Annotated in this window: 15 protein-coding genes; 5 read left to right on the top strand and 10 right to left on the bottom strand. The window is 72.1% G+C overall.

What is annotated here, in order from left to right; genetic code table 11:
* The first annotated feature begins 106 nt into the window (after positions 1–106).
* Positions 107–688, top strand: coding sequence for a hypothetical protein (locus AB0F61_RS05545; RefSeq protein ID WP_357803574.1), 582 nt, complete (start codon positions 107–109; stop codon positions 686–688).
* 51 nt (positions 689–739) lie between these two features.
* Here the strand turns inward: AB0F61_RS05545 and rlmB are convergent, their stop codons facing one another.
* Together rlmB and cysS are read right to left on the bottom strand one after the other, a co-directional pair.
* Positions 740–1,891 carry a 23S rRNA (guanosine(2251)-2'-O)-methyltransferase RlmB gene (gene rlmB, locus AB0F61_RS05540; RefSeq protein WP_357803572.1) on the bottom strand — a complete coding sequence of 384 codons (1,152 nt, stop codon included), beginning with the start codon at positions 1,889–1,891 and terminating at the stop codon, positions 740–742.
* Positions 1,891–3,306, bottom strand: a complete 1,416-nt coding sequence (gene cysS / locus AB0F61_RS05535) for a cysteine--tRNA ligase (RefSeq protein ID WP_357803571.1) — start codon at positions 3,304–3,306, stop codon at positions 1,891–1,893. Before cysS ends, rlmB begins: the two co-directional genes overlap by 1 nt.
* Before the next feature lie 201 nt (positions 3,307–3,507).
* Here cysS and AB0F61_RS05530 point away from each other — a divergent pair, with 201 nt between their 5' ends.
* Positions 3,508–4,128 (top strand): helix-turn-helix domain-containing protein, encoded by a 621-nt coding sequence (locus AB0F61_RS05530; RefSeq protein WP_357803691.1) that lies wholly within the window; start codon positions 3,508–3,510, stop codon positions 4,126–4,128.
* Between the two features lie 150 nt (positions 4,129–4,278).
* On the opposite strand, the gene AB0F61_RS05525 is transcribed toward AB0F61_RS05530, so the two are convergent.
* On the bottom strand, positions 4,279–4,776 hold the full coding sequence (locus AB0F61_RS05525) for a hypothetical protein (protein WP_357803569.1): 498 nt from the start codon (positions 4,774–4,776) through the stop codon (positions 4,279–4,281).
* Between the two features lie 279 nt (positions 4,777–5,055).
* On the opposite strand from AB0F61_RS05525, the gene AB0F61_RS05520 reads away from it, so the two are divergent.
* A complete protein-coding gene (locus AB0F61_RS05520) occupies positions 5,056–5,658 on the top strand; it encodes a DUF559 domain-containing protein (protein ID WP_357803567.1) in 603 nt (200 codons plus the stop codon).
* Between the two features lie 89 nt (positions 5,659–5,747).
* Here the strand turns inward: AB0F61_RS05520 and AB0F61_RS05515 are convergent, their stop codons facing one another.
* Entirely contained in the window at positions 5,748–6,455 is a 708-nt protein-coding gene (locus tag AB0F61_RS05515) for an HAD family hydrolase (RefSeq protein ID WP_357803689.1), read from the bottom strand.
* A 13-nt stretch (positions 6,456–6,468) separates the two neighbouring features.
* Positions 6,469–7,434, bottom strand: coding sequence for a DMT family transporter (locus AB0F61_RS05510; protein ID WP_357803566.1), 966 nt, complete (start codon positions 7,432–7,434; stop codon positions 6,469–6,471).
* An 87-nt stretch (positions 7,435–7,521) separates the two neighbouring features.
* Here AB0F61_RS05510 and AB0F61_RS05505 point away from each other — a divergent pair, with 87 nt between their 5' ends.
* On the top strand, positions 7,522–8,067 hold the full coding sequence (locus tag AB0F61_RS05505; protein ID WP_357803564.1) for a CGNR zinc finger domain-containing protein: 546 nt from the start codon (positions 7,522–7,524) through the stop codon (positions 8,065–8,067).
* Here AB0F61_RS05505 and AB0F61_RS05500 read toward each other — a convergent pair.
* From AB0F61_RS05500 to AB0F61_RS05490, 3 genes are all read right to left on the bottom strand, one after another.
* Positions 8,034–8,618, bottom strand: a complete 585-nt coding sequence (locus AB0F61_RS05500; protein WP_357803562.1) for a GNAT family N-acetyltransferase — start codon at positions 8,616–8,618, stop codon at positions 8,034–8,036. The genes AB0F61_RS05505 and AB0F61_RS05500 overlap by 34 nt on opposite strands.
* A 175-nt stretch (positions 8,619–8,793) precedes the next feature.
* The gene (locus AB0F61_RS05495) at positions 8,794–8,976 is read right to left on the bottom strand and encodes a DUF397 domain-containing protein (protein WP_357803560.1); all 183 of its coding nucleotides are present in this window, start codon (positions 8,974–8,976) and stop codon (positions 8,794–8,796) included.
* A complete protein-coding gene (locus tag AB0F61_RS05490) occupies positions 8,967–9,779 on the bottom strand; it encodes a helix-turn-helix transcriptional regulator (protein ID WP_357803558.1) in 813 nt (270 codons plus the stop codon). Before AB0F61_RS05490 ends, AB0F61_RS05495 begins: the two co-directional genes overlap by 10 nt.
* Before the next feature lie 293 nt (positions 9,780–10,072).
* On the opposite strand from AB0F61_RS05490, the gene AB0F61_RS05485 reads away from it, so the two are divergent.
* The gene (locus tag AB0F61_RS05485; RefSeq protein ID WP_357803557.1) at positions 10,073–10,366 is read left to right on the top strand and encodes a hypothetical protein; all 294 of its coding nucleotides are present in this window, start codon (positions 10,073–10,075) and stop codon (positions 10,364–10,366) included.
* A gap of 11 nt (positions 10,367–10,377) precedes the next feature.
* Here AB0F61_RS05485 and AB0F61_RS05480 read toward each other — a convergent pair whose 3' ends face one another.
* Positions 10,378–11,787 (bottom strand): class II fumarate hydratase, encoded by a 1,410-nt coding sequence (locus tag AB0F61_RS05480; protein ID WP_357803555.1) that lies wholly within the window; start codon positions 11,785–11,787, stop codon positions 10,378–10,380.
* Positions 11,788–11,822: 35 nt separating this feature from the next.
* A complete protein-coding gene (locus AB0F61_RS05475) occupies positions 11,823–14,801 on the bottom strand; it encodes a BTAD domain-containing putative transcriptional regulator (RefSeq protein WP_357803553.1) in 2,979 nt (992 codons plus the stop codon).
* Positions 14,802–14,939: the final 138 nt, after the last annotated feature.

Raw genomic sequence — 14,939 nt, 5'->3', positions numbered from 1 at the left:
GTGGCTCTTCACCCCACGGAGCCAGCGCGGATGTGGCTCTTCGGGGTGACTCGGCAGGGCGGGCCGCGCTCGTAGCGTCACGGCACACCCGACCCGAGGAGACGCCGTGTCCGCCACCGCTCAGCCGATCAACCGTTCAAGGTCGTACCTGGTGGTCCGCCTGGCCGGCCGCAGCCTCGCCTACTGCGCGACGCTGGTGCCGGTCGCCCTGCTCACGCTGGTGACCACCCCGTGGGGTGGGGCCGACGCCGCCGTCGCACGGTGGCGCGGCCTCCGTACCGGACTGCTCGGCGCGCCCCCGACGCCCGCGCCCGGCCGACGCCCCGGCCCGGTCGCGGTGCTCGGCCACGCGCTGTTCAGCCTGCTCCTCGGCGTCGTGGCCCTGCTGCCGCTCGGCGTCGAACTGCTGATGGTGCTGCGCGGGGTGCTGTACGGCATCGTCGACCCCGGCCCGTACGACCACTCCTGGGGTGGTCCGACCCGCGCCGGCGCGTGGCTTGCGCACTTCCTCGTCGGCCTGCCGATGGCCGCCGCCGGGCTCGCCGCGCTCATCGGTATCGCCGCCGTGCACCAGCGGCTGACCCGCCGTCTCGACGGGGAGCGCAGCCCGCTCTGGCTGATCCCGACCACCCTGCTCATGGCGCTCGCCGGTGCGCTGCTCTTCGTCGCCTGGACCCACCAGATCTGAGACGACGAGGCCCCCTCCCGCGCCGGGCGGGAAGGGGCCTCGTCGACGTCGTTACAGCTCGACCGAGCGCCGGCGGGCGACCTCGGCCAGGGTGACCGCGGCGGCCACGCTGGCGTTGAGCGACTCCACCTCGGAGATCATCGGGATGCTGACGGTCAGGTCGCAGGTCTCCCCGACCAGGCGGGACAGCCCGCGCCCCTCGGACCCGACCACGACCACCAGCGGACCGACGGCGGCCTCCAGGTCGTACAGGTCGGTGTCGCCGTCGGCGTCCAGGCCGACCACCATGAAGCCGGCGTCCCGGCACGCCTTCAGCGACCGGGTCAGGTTTGTCACCTGCGCGACGGGCACCCGCGCGGCCGCGCCGGCGCTGGTCCGCCAGGCGGTCGCGGTGATCCCGGCGGCCCGCCGCTCGGGTACGAAGACACCCTGCGCGCCGAACGCGGCAGCCGACCGGATCACGGCACCCAGGTTGCGCGGGTCGGTGACCCCGTCCAGCGCGACGAGCAGCGGAGCCTGCTGCTCCAGGGCGGCGGCGACCATGTCCTCGAACGGCTGGTACGCGAACGGCGGCACCTGCAACCCGACGCCCTGGTGCAGCACACCACCGGTCATCCGGTCCAGTTCGGCCCGGCTGATCTCCAGGTTGGCGATGCCCCGGTCGGCGGCAGTCCGGATGATCTCGTTGATCCGGTCGTCCATGTCGATGCCCTGGGCGGTGTAGAGCGCCGTCGCCGGCACCTGGGCGCGCAGCGCCTCCAGCACCGGGTTGCGCCCGACCAGCAGCTCCGGCGTGTCCTTGCTCGGGTTGGACTTGCGCCCCGGCGCGACCCGGGGACCGGACCGCCCGGTGGGCTTCCCGCCGCGCCCGGCGGCAGCACCCCGGCCGCCGGTGGCAGCGCCCCGACCCCCCGGTACGCCCCGACCGCCGCCCCGGCCCCAGGTGGTGTCCTTACTGCCCGGCTGACCGATCTTGGGGGCGCGCCCCTCCTCGGCTGCCGCGCGGCGCTCCTTGTCCTGCTTCCAGGCGGTGCGCTGGGGCAGCTTCTCGGTGCCCGAGTAGCCCTTGTGCCACGGCCGCTCGTCGGCGGGCAGGGTGCGCCCGCGCCCGGCAAGCGAGTCCTTGTTCTTGCCGCCGGTGCCCTTGGGGGCGCCTGCCTTCGACGTCAGTCGCCGGCCACGGCGCTGCGAGTTGCCGGCCATCAGTCCTGCTCTCCAATAGTCCAACGGGGGCCCTGGGGGGTGTCCTCGACCACCACACCGGCCAGCTTGAGCTGGTCCCGTACCGTGTCGGCGGCAGCCCAGTCCTTGCGGCCCCGGGCCTGCGCGCGCTGCTCCAGGGCCAACGCGATCAGGGAGTCCACCACGGCGCGTAGATCATCCGTGCGGCCACCGCCGGTCCAGGCCGGGCTGAGGGGGTCGATCCCGAGGATATCCAGCATCGCCCGCACCGCGGCCAGGGTGGTGCGGACGGTCACATCGTCGCCGACGCTCAGCGCGGTGTTGCCGTCCCGAATGTGCTGTTGCAGCACGGCCAGCGCGGCGGACGTGTTGAGGTCGTCGTCCATCGCCGCGACGAAGCCGCTGGGCAGCTCACCGGGCTGCTCGACGCCGACCAGCTCGGCCGCCCGCAGCACGAAACCCTCGATCCGCCGGTAGGTGGTCGCCGCGTCGCGCAGCGAGTCCTCCGAGTAGTCGATCACCGAGCGGTAGTGCGCGGCGGCATAGTAGTAACGCAGCTCCACCGGCCGCACCCCGAGCGAGTCCACGTACGCCAGGTCGAGCGCGTTGCCGGCGGACTTGCCCATCTTGGCCCCGCCAATGCTCAGCAGCCCGTGGTGCACCCAGTAGCGGGCGAACGGCAGACCGGCGGCCTTGGACTGGGCGATCTCGTTCTCGTGGTGCGGGAACGTCAGGTCCAGCCCGCCGCCGTGGATGTCGAACTCCGGGCCGAGGTACCGCCAGCACATCGCCGAGCACTCGATGTGCCAACCGGGACGGCCCAGCCCCCAGGGCGACGGCCAGTAGGCGTCCGCCGGCTCGTCCGGTTTGGCGCCCTTCCAGAGCGCGAAGTCGCGCGGGTCCCGCTTGCCCCGGTCCGGGGCGTCCCCGGCCGACTGCATCGCGTCCGGAGACTGGCCCGACAGCGACCCGTACGCCGGCCACGACGCCACGTCGAAGTAGACGTCGCCGGAGCCGTCGGTGGCCGGGTAAGCGTGCCCGTCGGCGACCAACTTGGTGATCAGCTCGTGCATCTCCGGGATGTGCCCGGTGGCGCGCGGCTCGTAGGTGGGCGGCAGCACGTTCAACGCCCGGTACGACTCGGCGAGCAGCAGCTCGTTGGCGTACGCGATCGACCAGAACGGCCGACCCTGCTCACCCGCCTTGACCAGGAGCTTGTCGTCGATGTCGGTCAGGTTGCGAATGAAGGTGACCTGGTAGCCGGCGGCCAGCAGCCAACGGCGCAGCACGTCGTAGTTGACGCCGGAGCGAAGGTGACCGATGTGCGGCGGGGACTGGAGGGTGAGACCACACAGGTAGACCCCCACCTTGCCGGCTTCCCGCGGGACGAAGTCCCGCACCGATCGGGTGGCGGTGTCATACAGGCGTAGCGTCACCGTACAAGGGTAGCTGTCCGTGCCTGTCCGGATCTGCCGGTGCCGGGTCGTACGCTGCCAGGCGTGGACGCGACCGCACGCTCCGGTGAGACTCCAGCCCACCCGGGTGCCCCCACCGACGCTGTCCCGGGACAGGCCGGCACGGTCGGGCAGGCCGGCACGGCTGGGCCTGTCGATGCCGTCGCGGGGCGGGCCGGGGAGATGTCGCAGACCCTCGACCGGGGGTTGCGGCTGCTACACCTGGTTGCCGACGCCTCGGGCGGCCTGACCGTCACCGAGGCCGCCAACCGGCTCGGCATCGGCCGGGCCGCCGTCTACCGGTTGGTCGGCCCACTGACCGGGCACGGCATGCTGCGCCGCGACGGCGACGGTCGGCTGCGCCTCGGCGCCGGATTGCTGCACCTGGCCCGACGCGCCCAACCGTTGCTCGCCGAAGGTGCCCTGCCCGCGCTACGCCGCCTCGCCGAACAGGCCGGCGCGACCGCGCATCTGACAGTCGTCGAGGGTGGGGAGGGCGTCGCCCTGGCCGTGGTCGAGCCAACCTGGACGTCGTTCCACGTCGCGTACCGGGCCGGGGCACGGCATCCGCTGGACCGAGGGGCGGCGGGCCGGGCCATCCTGGCCGGTCGGGCCGGGGAGGCGGCGCCCGTGAGCAGCAGCGGGGAGTTGCAGGCCGGGGCGTACGGGGTGGCCGCGCCGGTGCTCGGCGTGCCCGGCCTGGAGGCCAGCGTCGGCGTGGTCGCGCTCGCCCCGCTGGACGTCGACACGATCGGTCCCCAGGTGCGGGCCGCCGCCACCGCCATCACCACCGCCCTCAGCTGAGCCTCCACCACCCGCCCGCCCCGAGCGGCGGCGGCCGGCGGCCGGCGGCGGCTTGATCGACTCGGGTTCAAAGATGGCGCGGTATCCCAGGGCCTGCGAAGGCCCGGTTTCCAGGAACGCGAGTCGATCAATGCCCACCCACGGCCCGGATCACCGGGCACGGAGCGGCCTGGCGCTGATCAGGCGGCCGACCCGGCCGCGCCATACCACGATCGCGGGGCGTGCTCGTGGTTGTCCACAGGGCGGACGGCGGGCATGGGCCAGGTTGTCCACAGGGGTTTCGGCGGCCGACCGGTGGTCGGCAAGCTGCTCGGCATGCCACCACGTCCGCACCGCCCCGACGCCCTGACCTGGCAGGTCTTCCGCGGCTCCGACGCTGTCCGGGATGGTCTGCTCACCGAACATCAGCTCCGCAGCGCCGCCTGGGTGCGACTGCGTCACGACATCTACGCCGACGCTCGGCTGGACCGGGACCACGCCCTGGCCTGTCGCGCGGCCCTCCTCCGGCTGCCGCCGGGGGTGACGGTCGCGGGCCCGTCGGCCGCCTACCTGCACGGTGTCGAACACGCCGCCGCGTTCACCGACGACGTTCACGTCCTCGTGCCCCGACCGCTGCGGATCGGCCCACAACGCGGCCTCCGCGTGCACGTCAACGCCCTCACCCCACTGGCAACCGACGAGTCACCGGGGCAGACCGGGAGCGTGCCGACCCCGAGGCGTGCGACGAACGGAAATCGAACCCCGGACTACGGACGTCGTCTGACGGGCCCAGGCCGAGCACCAGACGGAGGACGCCCGCCAGGCCCAAGCCGAACACCAGACGGAGGACGCCCGCCAAGCCCAAGCCGAACACCAGACGGAGGACGCCCGCCAGGCCTGACACGGCAACTGCCCAGGCCAGCCGCATTGTCTGTCGGAGCGGGCAGCGTGGCAACGGCCGGACCCGGTGACGGTCGACGGGATGCCGTCGGCACGCCCGGGCCCCCTTGGGAGCAGGGCGGCTGGCTTCCCCGTTCCGACCCGGGACGGTCCGCCTGGGAGACCGCCGTCTGGCTCGACCCGGTCCGTGCCGTGGCCATCGTCGACTCGCTGCTTGGGCAGGGGCTGACCGATCGCGACACCCTGGCCGCTCTGGCAGCCAGGAACGCGGACCGGCCCGGTGGGCGACGAGCCCGGTGGCTCTTCGACCTGGCCGACGGCGCAGCCCAGTCCCCACCGGAGTCGCACCTACGCGTACGGCTGGTGCTCGGTGGGCTGCCCCGCCCAGTCGTTCACCATCCGGTGCACCTGCCCGGCGGCGTTGTCCTGCACCCCGACCTGGCGTGGCCCGCGTTTCGGGTCGCGGTCGAGTACGACGGGCAGTGGCACTCTGACGCAGATCAGGTGCACCGCGACCGCCGTCGGCTGAACCTGCTGGTCGGCGCGGGTTGGCTGGTCCTGCACGTGACCAGTCGACGGCTGCACGGCGAGTTCCCGGCGGTGCTCCAAGAGGTGCGCGCCGCGCTGGCCTCCCGCGGGTGGCGACGATGACCCTCCACTCGACCACGATCATCTCGGGTTTCTGGAAACCGCGCCGTCCACCGAACGTCGACACCCCACCTTCAAAGAACCCGAGTGGATCAAGCAGGCAGACCGGCCGGTGCCTCGGCTGGCAGGGCGGCGAGCGCGGCTGGCAGCTCGGCCAGGCTCGACACTTCGGCATCGGGCGCGAACCCGCCGTGCGGACGAGGCAGCCCGCGCCGGTTCAACCACACCGACCGCAGCCCCGCCCGCCGAGGTGCCACCACGTCGTGCTCCCACGAGTCCCCGACGTACACGATCTGCCCGGCTGGCACCCCGGCTGCGGCAACCACCGCCCCGTAGAACTCCGGGGCCGGCTTCTTGGGCAGGCCGTTCTCGTGGGCGTACACCTCGAAGGCGAACTCGCCGGTGAGCCCGCAGCGCTCGGTGCGGCTGTTGCCGTTGGTGGCGAAGCCCAGCCGGTACCGGGAGCGCAGCGTGGCAAGCGCCGCTGACACGTCCGGGAAGGGCCTGGTGAGGGCGAACCGGCGAGCGAAGAAGAGCGCGGCGATCTCGTCCAGGTGGTCGTCCAGACCGGCGCGGGCCAGCGACCGGGCCAGCGCGGCGCGGCGGATCTCGATGACCGGGGCGGCCGACAGGTCACCGAAGACGGCGTCCCAGTCCGATTCCAGTTCGGCGAGTGTCACCTCGGTCGCCGCCGGGGTACGCCGCCGCATCTCGTCGAGGACGGCCACCAGCCCGCCGGTCACCGCGGGGCGCAGGTCGAGCAGGGTTTCGTCGGCGTCGAACACCACTGTGGTCAGCACGCTGCCCACTGTCTCACCGACCGTCGAGCGCCAGCACGGGCTCGGGCGAGCCGGGCGCGGACGCCGACGGAGTTCCGCGCAGCTCGTCGAGCCGGACCAGCGCGACCCCGGCGACGATCAACGCGCCGCCCAGGAGCTGCCAACCGGTGGGCAACTCGTCCAGGAACAGCCAGGCGATCAGCACCGCGAAGAGCACCTCGGTCAGCCCGACGAACGACGACAGCCGGGGGCCGAGGATCCGGGTGCCGGCGATACCGGCCAGGTACGCGATGACGGCGGCCACCAGCGAGAGCCCGGCGATGGGCAGCAGCCAACTGGTGGGCTGCCCGGCGAAGGTGACCTCGCCGAAGGTGGCGTGCAGCGGCAGCAGACCGGTCAGCCCGATGAGGAGCAGCACGATGGCACCGATTGCCATTCCGCCGCTGGCCAGGGCGACCGAGGGCAGCCGGGGGTCGACCCGCCCGGCGAGCACGAAGTACCCGGCCAGGCCGAATGCCGCGCCCAGACCCCAGAGCACACCTACCGGGTGGAAGTCGGCGGTGCCGGCGAGGTCGAGCACGAACACCAGCCCGGCCAGGGCGGCTACCGACCCGGCGACGGTGAGCCGCCGGGGCCGCTGCCCGTGCCGCAGCCACATCCACCCCACGACGAGGATGATGCCCAGGTATTCGAGCAGCAACGCGACACCGACCGGCAGGTAGCGCACGGCGTTGAAGAAGCAGACCTGGGCCAGCGCCACCCCAAGGAGCCCGAACAGCGCGATGGCCGTGGCGTTGCTCCGCAGCACGGTCCACCTGCCCCGCAGCGACAGCAGGGCGGGGATCGCCAGCACCAGGGCGGCGATGCCGACCCGGGCGATCACTGCGGACTCGGCGGACCAGCCGGCCTCGATGAGTGATCGCGCGAAGGTGCCGGAGGTGGCGAAGGTGACTGCGGAGAGCACCGCCAACGCGGCGCCGGCGGCAGGTCGTGAGTGCATGTCGCACGCTCCTCGGGTCGGCACCGTGTCATGAGCAAACTATCCTCGTACTGATGACGCTAGGCGGAAGCCATGACAGGAGTCAAGATGCTATTTGCTCATGACACCGAGTGTTCCCTGATCGCTGCCGCCGCACTTGTCAACACCGCAGGTCGGGACGGCGAACTGCTGCCCGACGTTGCCGCGTTGGACGCATTCTTTGTCCGCCACTCCTACAGCGGGCGGCACGAACACACCGACGCGGAGCTGCACGCCGTCCAGCGGTTGCGGCCCCCGCTGCGCCGCATCTGGTACGCCGAGCCGCCCGAGATCGTCGCCATCGTCAACGGCCTACTGCTGGAACACAAGGCGCTGCCGCAGCTCATCGAGCACGACGACGAGCCGTACCACCTGCACGCCGTGCCCCGCGACGCGCCGCTGGCCACCCGGATGGCGGTGGAGGCGGCGATGGCGACCGCCGACCTGGTCCGGATGGGCGAGCTGAGCCGACTGCGGATCTGCGAGTACCCGGACTGCGACAACGTGGTCGTCGACCTGTCCCGCAACCGGTCGCGGCGGTTCTGCGAGGCCGGCTGCGGCAACCGCGCCGCGGTGACCGCCTACCGCGCCCGGCGGGCCGCCGGCCGCTCCTGAGCAGCGGCTGACCACTCCTCGGCCCGCAACTCGTACTCCACCTCGCCCTGCTCAGTCCCCGGAATCGGGTCGTCCCACTGGAGGTGGAAGGTCCGCACATGGCGCAGACCCGCCTTGGTCAGCACCCGCCGCGAGCGTTCGTTCACCGCCATCGTCTCGGCCCAGACCCGGCGCACCCCGACGGTGTCGAAGGCGTACCGGACCAGCGCCCGCGACCCCTCGGTGGCCAACCCCCGCCCCCACGTCGAGCGGCGCAGCCGGTAGCCCAACTCGGCCTCCGTGCCGTCCCCCGACGGGTCGAGCGCGAACCAGCCCAGGAAGTCGCCGCTCTCCCGGTCGAGCGCCGCCCAGCGGCCCAGCCGGGGATGCCGCTCGTACTGGCCGAGAAGCCTGGGCAACTGCTCGTCACGGACCGTGGCGCGCAAGGTGGCGACGCCGCCGGTCAGGAACCGCATCACCTCGGGATCGCTGTCCAACTCGACAAGCGCGTCCACGTCGGCCATGGTCAGCCGCCGCAACCGCAGCCGCTCCGTCCCCGGCAGGTCACTCACCACGGGATCATCCCGCCACCCCACCCCCACCGTCGAGCCGTTTCCCCACACCCGCCCGCCCGCAAGATCCGCGCAACATCGGAGAAGTTGCTGCCTCGGGCCGCGACGAGGCAGCAACTTCGGTGAAGTTGCGGGCAGAAACCCCGCGACCACCGTCGCGGGCGAGGCAGTCGCGTCAGCGTGGGGGCGCGGCCACGAAGAGCCGCCAGGAGTACGCGTCGACAACGAGCACGGGTCCGTCCGAGTCCTTGCTGTCGCGCACCCCGACCACGTCCCCGAGATTCGTCGCCACCTCGACGCAGTTGGCGTCCTGGTTGCTGCGGCTGCTCTTGCGCCATCGAGCGCCGGTCAACTCCACGACTCGGCCACCTCGTTCATCAACTCGATTGACGCCTGCGGGGGCAGGGCTTCGCCCAGGGTAGCCTCCCAGACCCGCTGCAACCGCAACAGATCCTTCGGCTGGTCCAGCTCCTGGCCGCGGACCTGACAGTCCAGGTAGGCCACTTCCGTGCCGTCGGGCAGGACGGCGAGCGCGAACTGTCCACCGAGCCCCGGATACTCCTCGGCCGATCGCGGCACCACGTGCAACCGAACCCGGGGGTGCCCGGTGGCGACGCCCACGAGGTGCAGCGTCTGGTCGCGCATCACCTTCCGCCCGCCCACCCGTCGTCGCAACACCGCCTCGTCCAGCACCGCCACGATCTGCGGCGCACGCTCGCTGTGCAGCACGTCCTGACGCTCCATCCGGGCGGCCAGTCGCCGGTCGACCTCTTCTGGGGCGAGCAGGCCGCCCGCCTCGAAGACCGCCCGCGCGTAGGCCTCCGTCTGGAACAGCCCGGGCACGTAGCGGGGCTCATACCACCGAAGTGTGCGCGCCTGGGCAAAGATCGCCTGCCAGCCGCGCAGCCAGGGCTGCGCCCGGTCCAGGCTGACCAGTTCGGCGGACATCCGGCTGAACAGGCCGCCGGTGTCCAGGGCACGGTCGACGAGTTCCAGGTACTTGGCGGTGGGCTGTTGCTGGCCCAGCTCGACGGCGCTGACCATCGACGCCGAGTAGTTGACCGCCTTGGCCAGCTCGTCCTGACTCCAGCCCCGCCGGGCCCGCGCCCGGCGCAGTTCCGCGACCAGGAACGCCGCCGCCGTCATCTGCCCATCGGCCATGCCGTACCGCCCTCCACCCCGCCGACGATCATCTCCAGCCGGCCGCCAACGGCGGTGCCACCCGAAACAGGGCGACTATGACGACGCGACCAAACCCTTCCGACCGTAGTCGCCTGATCACCAGACTGTGAAGCGCGGCGCTGCTCCCCGTCCCCCGGGCCGTCGGCGTCGCAGGGGACCGCCCGCTCCCCCGGCCGGGCGGTCCCCACCCGCCAGGGAGCACGACCGGAGCGCACCCGCCAGGACAAGGGGGTGATGCCACAAACGAGTCAGCTCGACAGGAAGGCCGCCGCATGTCCCGGACCACCCCGGACGACCGCGCCACGACTCCACGCCGACCGCACCTGGCCCTGCGCCCGCTCTGGCTCTGCCGGGTCTGCGCCGCGCCCTGGCCGTGCCCGGTCGCCCGGCTCAACCTCCGCCAGGAGTACGCGCACGACCGGATCGGGTTGAGCATCTACCTGTGCACGGCGCTGCACGACGCGGCTGCCGACCTGTATCGGCTCAACCCGCACGACGGCCCGGACCCGGCGGCCCTCTTCACCCGCTTCCTCGGCTGGGCGGCCCCGCGCGCCGGCCCGCGTTGAGCGGCCCCCGGTCAGGGGTGGGTCATCCGGAGCAGGTCCAGCGTCTCGTCGAGTTGGGTCTCGGTGAGCTTGCCGGAATCGACGTGGCCTCGGGAGATCACCACCTCACGGATGGAGGTCTGCTTGGCGAGCGCCTCCTTGGCGATCGAGGCGGCCTCGTCGTACCCCAGGTAACGGTTGAGCGGGGTGACGATCGACGGTGAGCCCTCGGCGTACGCCAGGCAGACCTCGGCGTCCGCGACCAGGCCGACCACCAGCCGGTCGGCGAACAACCGGCTGGTCGCGGAGAGCAGCCGGATCGACTCCAGCAGGTTGCGACCCATCACGGGGAGCATCACGTTCAGCTCGAAGTCGCCCTGCGAGCCGGCGAAGCCGACTGTCGCGTCGTTGCCGATCACCTGCGCGCAGACCTGCCGCATCGCCTCGGCGACCACCGGGTTGACCTTGCCGGGCATGATCGACGAGCCGGGCTGGAGGTCGGGGATACGCAGTTCGCGAAGGCCGGCACGCGGGCCGGAGCCCATCCACCGGATGTCGTTGGCGATCTTGTAGAGGCCGACCGCCACGGTACGCAGTTGCCCCGAGGTCTCCACCAGGGCGTCCCGCGCACCCTGCGCCTCGAAGTGGTTGCGCGCCTCGGACAGCGGCAGCCCGGTCGACTCGCGGAGCTTGCCGATCACGGCAGCGGCGAAGCCGAGCGGGGTGTTGATCCCGGTGCCGACGGCGGTGCCACCCAGTGGCAGCTCGGCCAGTCGGGGCAACGCGCCTTCCAGCCGGTCCATGCCGTAGCGGACCTGGGCGGCGTACCCGCCGAACTCCTGACCCAGGGTGACCGGGGTGGCGTCCATCAGGTGGGTGCGTCCGGCCTTGACCACCGTCTCGAACTCCGCCGCCTTGGCCTCCAACGCCGCCGCCAGGTGGCCCAGCGACGGCAGCAGATCCTCCACGATGAACTGGGTGGCAGCCAGGTGGATCGACGACGGGAAGACGTCGTTGCTGGACTGGGAGGCGTTGACGTGATCGTTCGGGTGCACCGGTGAGCCCAGTTCCCGGCTCGCCAGGGTGGCGATGACCTCGTTGGCGTTCATGTTCGACGAGGTGCCCGACCCGGTCTGGAACACATCCACCGGAAACTGGTCGTCGTAGCCACCGTCGGCCACGTGCGCGGCGGCGGCGGCGATGGCGGCGGCCACGTTGGCCTCGATCACGCCCAACTCACCGTTGACCTCGGCCGCCGCGCCCTTGATCTGGGCGAGGGCCTTGATCTGGGCCGGTTCGATGCCCCGGCCGGAGATCGGGAAATTCTGCACCGCGCGCTGGGTCTGTGCCCGCCACAGCGCCTCGGCGGGCACCTCCACCTCGCCCATCGAGTCGCGTTCGATCCGGTAACCGGTCGCCTCTGGAGTCGTCACAGGTCCCATCCTGCCGCGCCCGTCGCCGACTCGCAGATGATCCGTCAGCCCAACTCGGCCAGCAGGCGTGCCACCTCGTGCTGCTCCGGCGACTCGATCTGGCGGAACAGGGAGAGCGCCCGGGTCAGGTGCGCGCGCGCCGCCGCCGGGTCGGTCGGAAGCAGACAGCGGGCGATGCCTTCCAGCGCCCGGCCCTGCTCGTTTCGGGAACCCAGCCCGGTGGCGTCGGCGAGCACCCGACGATGCAGGTCGAGTGCGCTCGTCACGTCCCCCTGGTCCAGGATCGCCCGGGCCAGCAGGTTGCGCGAGCCGCACTGGGCGACGCGGTCCCCCGCCTCGGTCATCGCGACAAGTGCCGCACGATGCAGGTCGGCGGCCTGTTCCGGGCGCCCAGCCTCCCGTTCCATCATCCCGATCTCGTTCAACGCCTCACCCTCACCGAACCGGTTGCCCATCTGCCGCTTGACACGCAGAGCCACCCGCAGCAACCGACTGGCCGGGCCCACGTCACCCATCCGATGCCGGATCATCCCGAGATGCCCGAAGGCGTTGGCGATCCGGCGCGGGTCGCTGACCTCGCGAGCGATGCTCAGGTGCCGTCGGGCAACGCGCAGCGCCTCGTCGTACCGTCCCCACAGCAGCAGGGTCATCGACAGGTTGTTGAGTTCGTTCGTCAGCGCCTCCTTGTCACGCATCCGCGTCGCCACCGCGCGGGCCTCGTCGAAGCACTCCTGGGCGCGGCGGAACTCGAAGTTGGCGGCGTACGAGCTGCCCAGGTTGCCGAGCGAGTTGCGGAACCCGCTGCGCAGACCCAGCCCACGGAAAATTTCGAGTGACCTCTCCATGACCCGGATCGACTCGGGGAAATTACCCAGTCGGTAGTGGGCCGAGGCCAGATAGTTGAGCATCGTCGCCACTGCCCGGTCGTCGCCCAACGCCTCCGCGGCACGCAGGCCGATGGTGTGTGTCTCGATCAGCTCGTCCAGCCGACCGCCCTCGAACTGGGCGTACCAGCAGGCCCTCGCCAACTGCCAGCAGTAGCGGAGGAACGCCTCGGTCTCCGCCAACCGGACCAGGGCGGTCCACACGGGCAGGTTGTCGTCGAGCCAGGCCTGGCCCTGCTCGGCGACGAGCGCGACCAGGTCAGGGCGGAGCGGTTCCGCCACCACGATCAGCGAGTGGAGCGAGGAGAGCTCCGTCCTGCGGGCGATCGCCGTGGCGACGTGCAGGTGGTGGTCGAGCAGACGTTCGATGCCGTCCCGCCGCTCGACTTCTCGGCCCGGCTCGGACACCAGGGTCCGGGCGTACTCCCGGACCAGGTCGTGCAACCGGTACCGACCCGGCTCGGCCTCCTCGACCAGGTTCGCGTCGACCAACTCGTCGAGCAGGTCCTGGGCGTCGGGCAGGGGCAGCTCGGCGAGGACGGCGGCGACGGAGTTGTCGAACCGTACCCCCGGGTGCAGGCCGAGCAGCCGGAACGCACGCTGCGCCGACGGCGACACCTGGGCGTACGACAGGGCGAAGGCCCGACCGACGGACCGGTCGCCCGCTTCGAACTCGGCCAACGGATCGGGTCGGCTCGTCAGCCGCTCGGCCAGGTCGGCGATGCGCCAGCGGGGCCGGTGCGCCAGTCGGGCACCGGCCAGCCGGATGGCGAGTGGCAGGTGGCCGCAACGGCGGACGACCTCGCCGGCCGCCTCCGGCTCGGCGGCCACCCGCTCGACGCCGACCACGTGCCCGAGCAGCTCGACCGCCTCGTCCGGGTCGAACACGGGCAGCGACGACGGTCGCCCCTCGTCCACCCCGACCAGGCGGCGACGGCTGGTGATCAGGACCAGGCAGTGCGAGCCGGTGGGCAGCAGGGGTGTCACCTGGTCTGCGGTGGCCGCGTTGTCCAGCACCAGGAGGGCCCGCCGGCCGGCCAGCTCGGTGCGCCAGAGCGCCAACCGGTCGTCCTGGTTCGTCGGCACCCGCTCGGCGGGCAGACCGAGCTGCCGCAGCAGCGTGGCCACCGCCGCGGCCGGTGTCAGCGGGGTGCGCTCACTGTGCCCGTGCAGGTCGATGTAGAGCTGGGCGTCCGGGTAGTCGTCCGCGAGAGCGGTGGCGACGTGCACCGCCAGGGTGGTCTTACCGCTGCCGGCCATTCCGTCGATGAGTTGGATTCGTGCGCCGCCCTCCACCTCCTTCACCAGCCGCGCCAGCGTCTGCTGCCGACCGGTGAAGTCGCCGATCGCCCGGGGCAGCGAGCGGACCGGGTGGATCGGCGACGACGACCGACCGGCCAGGACAAGATCGCCGGCGAGGACGCGCTGATGCAGCTTCTGCAGCTCGGCGCCCGGCTCGATGCCCAGCTCGTCGGCGTAGAACCGCCGGCCCTCCCGGTAGACCGCGAGCGCGTCGGCCTGCCGACCGACCGAGGAGAGGGCGAGCATCAGTTGGCCGCGCAGCCGCTCTCGCAGCGGGTGCTGGTCGACGCTCTCGGCGAGTTCGTCGATCAGCTCGGCGCCTCGGCCGAGACGCAGCTCGACGTCGACGCACTCCTCCAACGCGGTCAGGCGCTGCTCGTCGAGGGCCTGCGCACGGCGGCGGATGCTCCGGCTCGGGATACCGCCGAGGGCCGGCCCCCGCCAGAGCGCCAGAGCGGCGCGGTATTCCGTCCGCGCGTCGTCCAGCCGACCAGCCTCCACGGCCACGCGGGCGGTCTCCACACCCCGGGCGAAGACCTCGACGTCCAGGTCGTCCGGTGCGGTGCGGACGCCGTACCCCACCGGGTCGGTGACGATGACCTCCGGTGGGAGCCCGAGTTCGGCGAACCGGCGGCGCAACCGCGACACACAGGTCTGCAGTTGGGCGCGGGCGGTGGCCGGGGGGCGTTCCTCCCACACCGCGTCGACCAACTCTTCGACAGGCACGAGCCGGCCGGCCCGCAACAGCAGCATGGCGAGCACGATCCGGTCTCGACCAGCGGTGACAGTGGCCTCGCCACCGCCGACCCGCAGGGGCCCCAGGATCCCGAACCGCATCTGCTCCCCCGCCTCACTGGCCCGACTTTCAGCAGAGTAGTCCGGCGGTAACAGATCGGCTCAGTCAGGCGATAGCGATGTGAGAGCGGATCGGCAGCGGTGCATCGGACACTCACTGCGGGTTGTCGGTGACGGCAT

The organism is Micromonospora sp. NPDC023888 (genome assembly GCF_040639415.1).
Taxonomy (GTDB): Bacteria; Actinomycetota; Actinomycetes; order Mycobacteriales; family Micromonosporaceae; genus Micromonospora.
The sequence above is the reverse complement of the archived record's forward strand: the minus strand, read 5'-3'. Positions and strand labels throughout refer to the sequence as shown.